7 protein-coding genes are annotated in these 9,409 nt (G+C 47.0%); 3 read left to right on the top strand and 4 right to left on the bottom strand.

The genetic code is table 11. The annotated features are described in order from the left end of the window. Positions 1-1,025 precede the first annotated feature (1,025 nt). Together HMPREF2955_RS16325 and HMPREF2955_RS10975 are read left to right on the top strand one after the other, a co-directional pair. The gene (locus HMPREF2955_RS16325) at positions 1,026-1,193 is read left to right on the top strand and encodes a hypothetical protein (RefSeq protein WP_168166892.1); all 168 of its coding nucleotides are present in this window, start codon (positions 1,026-1,028) and stop codon (positions 1,191-1,193) included. 67 nt (positions 1,194-1,260) lie between these two features. Next, on the top strand, positions 1,261-2,145 hold the full coding sequence (locus HMPREF2955_RS10975) for an aspartyl protease family protein (RefSeq protein WP_083317708.1): 885 nt from the start codon (positions 1,261-1,263) through the stop codon (positions 2,143-2,145). 579 nt (positions 2,146-2,724) lie between these two features. On the opposite strand, the gene secDF is transcribed toward HMPREF2955_RS10975, so the two are convergent. The 3 genes from secDF to HMPREF2955_RS10955 all read right to left on the bottom strand — a co-directional run bounded on the left by secDF (position 2,725) and on the right by HMPREF2955_RS10955 (position 7,865). Next, positions 2,725-5,736: a protein translocase subunit SecDF gene (gene secDF / locus HMPREF2955_RS10965; RefSeq protein WP_070723530.1), complete on the bottom strand. Its 3,012-nt coding sequence runs from the start codon at positions 5,734-5,736 to the stop codon at positions 2,725-2,727. A 108-nt stretch (positions 5,737-5,844) separates the two neighbouring features. Next, entirely contained in the window at positions 5,845-6,933 is a 1,089-nt protein-coding gene (locus HMPREF2955_RS10960; protein WP_070723528.1) for an endonuclease/exonuclease/phosphatase family protein, read from the bottom strand. 11 nt (positions 6,934-6,944) lie between these two features. After that, positions 6,945-7,865: a rhomboid family intramembrane serine protease gene (locus HMPREF2955_RS10955; protein WP_070723524.1), complete on the bottom strand. Its 921-nt coding sequence runs from the start codon at positions 7,863-7,865 to the stop codon at positions 6,945-6,947. Between the two features lie 212 nt (positions 7,866-8,077). On the opposite strand from HMPREF2955_RS10955, the gene HMPREF2955_RS10950 reads away from it, so the two are divergent. Beyond that, on the top strand, positions 8,078-8,350 hold the full coding sequence (locus HMPREF2955_RS10950) for an HU family DNA-binding protein (RefSeq protein ID WP_019186580.1): 273 nt from the start codon (positions 8,078-8,080) through the stop codon (positions 8,348-8,350). A gap of 296 nt (positions 8,351-8,646) precedes the next feature. On the opposite strand, the gene HMPREF2955_RS10945 is transcribed toward HMPREF2955_RS10950, so the two are convergent. After that, positions 8,647-9,195 (bottom strand): LOG family protein, encoded by a 549-nt coding sequence (locus HMPREF2955_RS10945; protein WP_070723523.1) that lies wholly within the window; start codon positions 9,193-9,195, stop codon positions 8,647-8,649. Between the last annotated feature and the right edge of the window lie 214 nt (positions 9,196-9,409).

Genomic DNA, 9,409 nt, shown 5'->3' with positions numbered 1-9,409 from the left:
TATTTAAAACGACCGCCACTAACACCCGTTTTGGGGCGATTTGCAGCAAAATGCGGTGTGTTTTGATGCTAAATGCAGCGCAATATGCCGCTAAACGCAGTGCGTTTTGGTGCTAAATGCAGTGTGTTTTGGTGCTAAATACAATGCGTTTTGGTGCTAAATGCAAGGTAAAATGGTGCTAAACGCAAGATGAAAAGCATAAAAATACACAGCAATGGTATAAATAAAACCTTTTAGAACCATGAAAAACATGGCCCAAAAGGGCGAGATGGTCGTTAAAAAGTGGGTTTTTAGGAGCAAAAAGCAGGTTATTGGGCTTTAAAAAAGACGAACCAGCAACCCAAATAGAAAGGCAAAATGGTGCAAAATGCACGCAAAATTCTTAGAATTGGATTAAAAACATAGCACCCGAAGTTGATAATGATGTTTAAAAGCATGCTTTATGACCTTTATTTTCGCTAGAATGGGGTGTAAAGCCAACCGTGTTTTGTAAAATATAAATACTTTATTTAACCAAAGCAGTTGTTAGAAACAGGCAGGAAAGCGACGTGCAGGGACAGACTAGCGGCAATGCCACATAAGCCATGCTCCACACCTTTATTTTATATGGTGCTTTAATTTCTTTAAGAAAACTTGCCAAGTGTCGTTTTTTTCTAAGTATCTTCGCATGGTTGGAAATCGACAGCCCACACAAGCATCGATTACAATTTTAATTTGGATTTTGGCAAGTCAAAGAATAAAGAACTAAAAGAACCATGCATAAACCCAGAATTCCTTCAAGGTAAGAAAATGGATGTTGGATTATAAACGCAGGCGGCTCTTGATTCTAGGTTCTGATTGACGATGCGACTTATTTACGCTGCAAAGGCAAGTTAAGGGAGCATTTTAATTACTTCCGTCCGAATTTTTTGTACGGAAGTACAATTTCTTTTAGAAAACTTGGTGTGTTTTTGTTTTTCTAACTATCTTCGCAGCGTAAGAAGTCGACAACTTACTTAAATATTCAAACTTAAAACAATAGAACAATGAAACAAAATTTAATGCGTCCTCTAACAGAGGTCGAGATGGAAGAAACCTATGGAGGTAGAACTTGGCTTGCCAGTGCTTGGAAATGGCTCAAAGAGCATGTTTTCGCAAGAATAAACGATGACCCGAATTGCAGAGTAGAGGGCGGAGTTCGTACCACCTTCTAATTAGTAAAATGATAAAGGATTGCTTCATTTCAATGGCAATCCTTTATTTTAGTCTGTCCTTTAAGTTATGGTAACAATTAAAAAGAAACTCATCCTGAGATGTGATTTTTTTCACTTTGTTGTATGTATGCTTGTTTATTTCCAAGCCACAGCGGTTATGGCACAATCGAGTATAACAATAAAACATCGGATGATGTATGCGGATGTGTCTATCTTCGACAGCGGCTTTCGCCATAACAGCCAAGCCATGATAGACACAGGCGCTTCTGTATGCATGATTGATTCTACATACGCCGTGGACTCTTGTCAATTTAGAGGCAAGCAAGTACGCGCCACGATGGGAAACACGAGTGGTAAAGACATCAACATTTCATTCGTTTATGTAGATAGCATTTTGTTTGGCGGGGTGGTTTATACAAAGGTAAGATGTTATTTGGTTGATTTGGCAGGGACACTTCAACAATTCGCTCCTAAATTTATTATAGGTGGCGAAGTCTTAAAGAAGGATCTGTGGTGCTTCGATTTGGTTGCGTCCAAGCTTCAGCGATATGTAGCTGCACCTAAGCACGTTGTCGCGACCATTGATTGGGCAGACTATGCCGGTGCGGCACTGAATCACATTTATTTCAAAGGGAAGATAGGAGGGAAAAAGACACGCATTCTCTTCGACACTGGGGCAACACGGAACGAATTAACTTCTAACTTTGACTTAACTCCAACAGATAAAATCACAATACGGAGTGCAAATATCGCAGACAAATTAACCCATAAGGAAGTTGGGCTGTGCAAAAATATACCCGTAGAACTATCGAAGTACAATTTTAATTTAGATTTTATCAAGGATAAGGGGGATGGTTCAAAATATCCGCGCATAAACGCAGACTTCCTTCAAGGCAAGAAATGGATGTTGGATTATAAACGTAGGCGGCTATTGATTCTAGGTTCTGATTGAGGTCTCCCACTATTTTCCCTACTAGGTAGAGCGCATATTATAAAGATTGGTTAGGGGAGTTTTTATAAAGCAAGTCTGATTAAAAGATGAAATTCTGTACAAATGCGTTGTACAGAACACCTCTGCATGTTCTGCAATCAACGTGTCCGCAGCCAAGAATACTCATCTCTTGCTCTCCAAGATAGCTTACCTTAATCTCCATATCCAACTTAAAATTGTTGACATAACAAAATGAACGTTTACGCCTGTTATAACTTATTTGCGCACCCATCCTTTTTAATTCTCGGAGAATATAATACAGCTCACTTCGGGAGACACAAATAGCTGCAGCCAATTTTTCAGGAGAGCCTGTGTTCTGCCCGCTGATTAATTCGTGTATCTTCCGTAGTCGTTTCAAGTCTTCTATAAAGTTCATCTTGTTCTGTGTTTAATCACTTACTTTCGTTTAATCTCTTCACGAGCTTAAGGCCTTGTAAACTCGCAAACGAAGAATTTAAATTTCTGCAATAAAACATGCCCCACTCCCTATATTATATAAGGAGTGGGGCCGGACTTTATTGTGTGCGTTAGTGCGTTTCGTTATACTGTTGCGGCTTCCAAAGCGCGTCCTTTTTGGGTTTTACCCAAGGTAAGGAAGGCGATGGGGGCAGCGATGAAGATAGACGAGAGCGTGCCGAAGATGACGCCAAGGCTCATGGCGAAGGCGAAACTCTGGATGCTTTCGCCACCCAAGAACAAGATGCAGAGCAATACGATAAGCGTTGAGAACGACGTGTTGATGGTTCGAGCCAACGTTTGGTTGATACTATCGTTGAACAAACTGCGGAAATCTTGCTTGGGATGCAACTTCATGTTCTCGCGAATACGGTCGAACACCACCACTTTGTCGTTAATGGAGTAACCGATAACCGTTAGTATGGCACCGATAAACGTTTGGTCGATTTCCAAAGAGAAGGGCATGAAACCCCACAGTAAGGAGTAAAGACCGATAACGAACGTGGTGTCGATGGCCAAAGCCACGGTTGACCCAACCGAGAAGGCCACGTTGCGGAAACGGATAAGGATGTAAACGAAGATGGCGAAGATGGCCAGCAGCACGCTGATGATGGCGCCGTAGGTGATGTCTTTTGCCACCGAAGGACCAACCTTGGTGCTGCTGATGATGGAGCCGCCTTGACGGATGTCGGGGTTTTTAAAGGCATCGACGTTCTTTTGCGAAACCAGTCCAGCCTTCTTCAAGGCGTTATACAGTATGGTTTCTGCCTCATCGTCTACCATGGGGCTGTTGCTTTCTATCTTATAGTTGGTTGATATGCGGATGGTTTTGTGGTCGGTGCCTAGCGCAAGGGCGCCAGTGGTGCAGCCGGGGAATGCGTTGGCCAGTATGCCGCGCACTTGTTCGGGTTGCACTTGCTTTTCGAACGTAACCACATAGTTGCGTCCACCGGTGAAGTCGATGCTGCGACTAAGTCCACGAGTTACAAAACTGCCTATGAACACGGCCAAAAGTACTGCTACTAGCACGAAGGTCTTCTTGTAAACACTCATGAAGGGGAAGTGTACATTCTGCATGAAGTTCTTAGAAAAGCCCGTGGTGAAGGTGAGTTTCGTCCAGCGGTCCTTGTTCAGTTGGTACTCGTAAACCAAGCGAGTGAGGAATACGGCGGTAAAGAACGAACAAACGATACCGATGATAAGCGTTGTGGCGAAACCGCGGATGGGGCCTGTACCGAACGAATAGAGGATGATACCCGTGATGATAGAGGTAAGGTTCGAGTCGAAGATGGCCGAGAAGGCGTTTCCGTAGCCCTCCTTGATGGCCTGTTTAATGCCCTTTCCGGCAGCAAGCTCTTCCTTGGTTCGTTCGTAGATAAGCACGTTGGCATCCACGGCCGTACCTAACGACAGCACCATACCCGCAATACCCGATAGCGTTAGTGCGGCTTGGAACGAGGTTAAGATACCTAGCGTGAAGAATAGGTTGACGATGAGGGCCGTGTTAGCCATCATACCTGGCGTAAAGCCGTACATCAGCACCATGTAAACCATGAGCACCACGAAGGCGATGGCAAACGATTGGATACCTTGTTGGATGGATTGAGCACCCAGCGTAGGGCCAACAACCTCTTCTTGAACGATGCGTGCGGGGGCTGGCATACGTCCACTCTTCAGCGTATTGGCAAGGTCTTTGGTGTCTTCGATAGTGAAGTTGCCGCTGATAGAGGATGAGCCACCTTCAATTTCGTTGCTTACGCGCGGCGCGCTATACACAGCGTTGTCCAAAACAATGGCAATGGCCCTGCCTACGTTGGCCTTTGTGAGTGCTGCCCAGCGGCGTGCGCCGTCGCTGTTCATACGCATGTTCACTTCGGGAAGACCATTGGTATGGTTAAACTCATCGCTGGCATCGGTAACTACGTCGCCTTCGATGGGCGCGCGGCCATTGGTGGAGGTTACTTTGATGGCATGTAGCTCGTAGATGTTCTTCATCTTTGCCTGGTCGGCGGGCTTTGCACTCCACAGCAGTTTAAGGTCGGGAGGAAGAACTTGCTTGGCAACGGGGCCATAGATAAGCTTATTGATGGCGGCAGTGTCGCGAACGTTGGCATAACCTACAATGCTTAGCGAGTTTCCACCAGTGGGTTGCAGGCGCGAGAACAGCGGATTGGCCTTGATGGCGGCAGCCGTTTGGGCATCGCTGGCGCGTTGTGCCACGTCGGTTTTCTTGTCGTCGCCCGTGTTTAGCTTAAACTTAGGCTGCTCGTTTTTGGCCTTAGCCACCTCTTGTTCGGCCTTAGCCCTGGCGTTGGCGGTGTCTAAGGCAGCGGTGTCGGTGCCGTTTTGTTCGCTGGCCAGTCGTGCATTAAGCTGAGTAAGGTAAGGAACAATCTCGGATGCGTTGAATGTTTCCCAGAATTCGAGGTTGGCCGAACCTTGCAGGAGCTTACGAACACGTTCGGGTTCGCGTACGCCAGGCATTTCAACCATGATGCGGCCTTCTTGTCCTTCGAGTTTCTGTATGTTGGGTTGCACCACACCGAACTTGTCGATACGTGCGCGCACCACGTTGAACGAGTTGTCGATGGCAGCCTGAACTTCTGTTCTCAGTGCTTTCTCTACTTCGGCATCGCTGCTTTGGGGCGAAACCTTGCCTTGCAATTGCTGCGTGGCGAACAGTTCGGCTAGTTTGTGGCCGGGTGCGTTTTGTTTGTAGTACTTGATGAAAAGCGAAATAAAGTCGCTCTGGCTAGTTTCTTCTTCTTTCTTAGCCTGTTCTAGCGACTTGGTGAAAGCCGCGTCGGTCTTGTGGTCTGCCAGTGTCTCAATGACGTCGGGCACGCTGATTTCAAGAATAACGTTCATACCTCCTTTGAGGTCCAAGCCCAGTCCAATCTGTGTTTCCAAACACCTTTGGTAGCTGTAGATGCCAAGATACTTCACGGAGTCCTTGTAATCTTGTTGGGCAATGGGGTCTTTCAGCTCGGCTGCTTTCCCGTCGTAGTAACGGGTAGCCACCGAAAAAGACAGGTAGAAGATACTTGCAAGCGTCAGCAAGACGGCAGTTACAATTACGATACCTTTGTTTTGCATTGTTATTTATTTTTGTTTTATTGTTTTTCTGTTGCCATACAACCCTGCAAAGTTACTGATTTTTCTTAGATTAGTAAACAGTTAGCTCTGTATATTATCATTTTTTGCCTATTTGCGAAGTTTTTGCAGCAGACAAAAGATGGGGTAGTGGTCGGATGTTTTCACTTTACTCTCTACAACACATTTAAGCGGTTGCCAGTGTTCGCTGCACATGATGTTGTCTATGCGTACGTAGAAAGCGTTGCGGTGATAGCTTATGCCGGGGCCGTTTCCGCTGGCAACATAGCAGTCGGTTAGCTCTTTTGCCATGCAACGGTGGGCGTAAGAGATGGGGCTGTCGTTGAAATCGCCGCAGAGAATGATGCTTTGTCCCTTGTGCTTGCGTACGAATTGGGCCACGAATTGCACCTGCGGAGCGCGTATTTTGGCGTATTCGCCCAGTTTGTGCATCAGGCTTTTGCCTAGGCCAGGCATCTGTTTGGTGCGCAGGTCGCCTTTGAGCATGCTCTTAAATTCTTGTCGTTGGGCTTCGGTTAGGCCTGTTGTGGCGAAGTGGTTGTTGATAACCAGCACCGTGTCGCCCGGCATGGCCACCCAACAAGCCTGACTGAAATCTTCGCTTTGGGGGTACATCAAGCGTTCTGAGCGCACAATGGGGTACTTGCTGTATATGGCCAGGCGGTCGTAGATGGTGGTTTTCTCCTTTATGTCGTGATAAGGGTAGATGCTGTTGAGCAATGAGTCGATGGTGGGTTGGAACTTTCCGCCCAGATTTGCCTCTTGTAGGCATAGTATGTCGGCGTCTTTCTCCTTCACATAGTTCAGCATTTCCCAGCGTTGCGGCTCTGTGGCCTCGCCGCCGCCCCACATAAAGGTGTTGTAGGACAACACTTTTAGGCAGCTATCGGTGGCGTTGCTGTTTACATTTAATGGTATGTACGTGCGCACGGGGCCGAAACAAGCCACGAACCCAATCAGCGGGATGAGCGTTCGGCGAAGTTTGAAGAAAGCCCAAAACACTAAGAACGCAGCATTGATGGTTAGGAACACGGGAAAGGCCAAGCCCAGCGTGGCCATCAGTGGATGGCTGGCGGGGTTTAGCCTGTCGCTATATCCTACGGCAAGCATGACCAAGATGGTGGCCACGTTGGCACCACTGGCAAGCTGCACAATCCATTTTTTTACTTTTGCCTGCATCTCAGCCTAGCTTATTGGCGTTTGCTTTGGTCGAAGAGCCGTTGCTTTTCTTCGCGCGTAAGACTGTCGTAACCACTCTTGCGTATCTTGTCTAAGATACGGTCCACCTCGTCTTGTTCGGCCTTTCGGCGCGCGTTATAGTCCCAGTCGCTCTCGGCTCGTGTTTCTTCGCGTGGGCTTTCGGGTGTGGGTTGGTGGTGTTTTTCGTAGAAATTCTTCATTCGTTCGAAGGCGTTGGTGCCCCTTCGCCGTGAAAAGTTATGCGAGGGATGCCGTTGCCAATAGCGTATCATGAAGAAACCGAATATCATTCCGCCCAAGTGAGCCAAGTGTGCCACGTTTCCACCCGTTCCGGCCATAGCCTGGTAAAGCTCTAATGCGGCGTAACCCATAACAAACCATTTGGCTTTGATGGGGATGGGGATGGGGAAGATGAATATTTTGTTTTCGGGGAATATCATTCCGAAGGCCAAGAGGATGGCATAGATGGCTCCCGATGCGCCAACGGTGGTAAGTCCGTTAAGCTGGTTGGCCAATTGCCCCATTACAATGAAGGCATCGCCCACGCCCAAGGGAGCTTGCGCGTTGAGTTGCAAGTAAATCTCTACAAACTGTGCCAACTCTTGCATCAAGCCCGCGCCGATGCCGCAGGCTATATAATAAAAGAGGAATTTGCGCGGTCCCCATACGCCTTCGACCACCACACCGAACATCCACAACGCAAACATGTTGAAGAACAAGTGCGCGAAACCGCCATGCATGAACATGTACGTTACGAGTTGGTAAATGCGGAACTCGGACGCCCTGAAAAAGTGGAGGCCGAGTATGTTGTTGAGATCGATGCCCGAACTGCTTTGGATGACTAACGTGGCCAAGAAAGCTAGCACGTTGATGATAAGCAAATTCTTGGTAATTGTAGGTATGTTGCCCATTAATGATATGCTTTGTTTGAAATGTTATAACATGGGCAAAAGTACTAAAAATATCTGTTAATGCGCATAAAAAGCCCTACGGAACGACAATTTTTCAAAAAAAACTTCACTTTTTTTTCCTTTTCGTTTGATTTCTGAAAGTAAAGGCCTATATTTGTTCCCAGTTCTGAGATAACGCATATACATTTATCACTTTTATAATTCAAAGTTATATGAACAAAACAGATTTGATTGACAAAATCGCAGCAGGCTCTGGCTTGAGCAAAGCTGACTCGAAGAAGGCGTTAGACGCAACAGTTGCAGCAATTAAGGATGCTCTTGTGAAAGGCGACAAGGTTCAGCTGGTTGGCTTCGGCACATTCAGTGTTAACGAACGCCCCGCACACGGTGGCGTTAACCCCGCAACGAAAGAGAAGATTACTATCGCGGCCAAGAAGGTTGCTAAGTTTAAGGCTGGTGCAGAACTGACGGAAGCTATCCAGTAATTGCTTCTAGCTTAAGAAGAGATAATAAATGGCCGCCCTCGCTGTATTGTGAGGGCGGCTTTTTGGTTAAAGGGCGAAAAGGCTTATAAGGGTGAAAAGGTGAAAAGGTGAAAAGGTGAAAAGATGGCTGCGCCTTGCTCGCTTGCCAACTCCTTAACTTGTCAACTAGCAATAATAAAGACGGTTGCACCTTTTCACCTTAATCAGTTGACAAGTTGACAAGAGTGGTGGGCGTAGCCTTCCTTTCACCCTTTCACTCTTTCACCTTTAAAGGGCATAGCCATCTTTTCACCTTTTCACCTTTTCACCCTTTCACCTTTTAAATCCTCTTCCAGCTCGTCGAGGTTATCTACCACAGATATACGGCTGCGATAGTTGCCGCGAATCATGCCGTGGCGTTCCAGGTTGTCGAGCAGAGCCACAAACGTGTCCCAAAAGCCCTCCATATTATAGAGTATAACGCGTTGGTGGCGATAGCCAACGGTGTTTGCGGCAGCTAGCGTAAACACCTCATCGAGCGTTCCCACACCGCCCGGCAATGCGATAGCCACGTCGCACAGCGTGTTGAGCATCTCTTTTCGGTCGGTAAGATTCTCGCAATGGTACACCTCATCCACATATGTCGACACCTTTCCGCCCTCTTCCACGAACTTAGGTACAACGCCCACCACGCGTCCGCCTGCCTCGTGCGCCGCTTTAGCCACACATTCCATCAGTCCTAGGTTCGTTCCGCCGAAAAGTACAACGTGTCCATTCTCGGCACACCAACGCCCCAAGGCAGCGGTAGCCTTGAAAAAGCGTGGGTCGATGTCGGCATTAGCCGAACAAAATACAGCTATGTTCATTTGCGTTGATTTTTATCAGTCGTCCGTCTGTGGCAGGTTTTGCCCCTACTTTTGGCAAAGTCGTGGACTCTTTATTGCCTTTTGGTTACAGGCCATTGTTGTAAAGGAAGGCAAGGGAATGGGTTGCAACCCTATTTCCCCCCAATCCCCAAGCCAGATAGGTTACCAATGCAAAGATAAGTAGGGTAATTCAGTTAATTCCCTCTTAGGAATC

The organism is Prevotella sp. HMSC073D09 (assembly GCF_001814145.1).
Lineage (GTDB): Bacteria > Bacteroidota > Bacteroidia > Bacteroidales > Bacteroidaceae > Prevotella > Prevotella conceptionensis.
The sequence above is the reverse complement of the archived record's forward strand: the minus strand, read 5'-3'. Positions and strand labels throughout refer to the sequence as shown.

Coding starts and splice junctions, on each gene's coding strand:
- HMPREF2955_RS16325 (WP_168166892.1), top strand. CDS start 1,026: ATGAAACAAAATTTAATGCGTCCTCTAACAGAGGTCGAGATGGAAGAA.
- HMPREF2955_RS10975 (WP_083317708.1), top strand. CDS start 1,261: ATGGTAACAATTAAAAAGAAACTCATCCTGAGATGTGATTTTTTTCAC.
- secDF (WP_070723530.1), bottom strand. CDS start 5,736: ATGCAAAACAAAGGTATCGTAATTGTAACTGCCGTCTTGCTGACGCTT.
- HMPREF2955_RS10960 (WP_070723528.1), bottom strand. CDS start 6,933: ATGCAGGCAAAAGTAAAAAAATGGATTGTGCAGCTTGCCAGTGGTGCC.
- HMPREF2955_RS10955 (WP_070723524.1), bottom strand. CDS start 7,865: ATGGGCAACATACCTACAATTACCAAGAATTTGCTTATCATCAACGTG.
- HMPREF2955_RS10950 (WP_019186580.1), top strand. CDS start 8,078: ATGAACAAAACAGATTTGATTGACAAAATCGCAGCAGGCTCTGGCTTG.
- HMPREF2955_RS10945 (WP_070723523.1), bottom strand. CDS start 9,195: ATGAACATAGCTGTATTTTGTTCGGCTAATGCCGACATCGACCCACGC.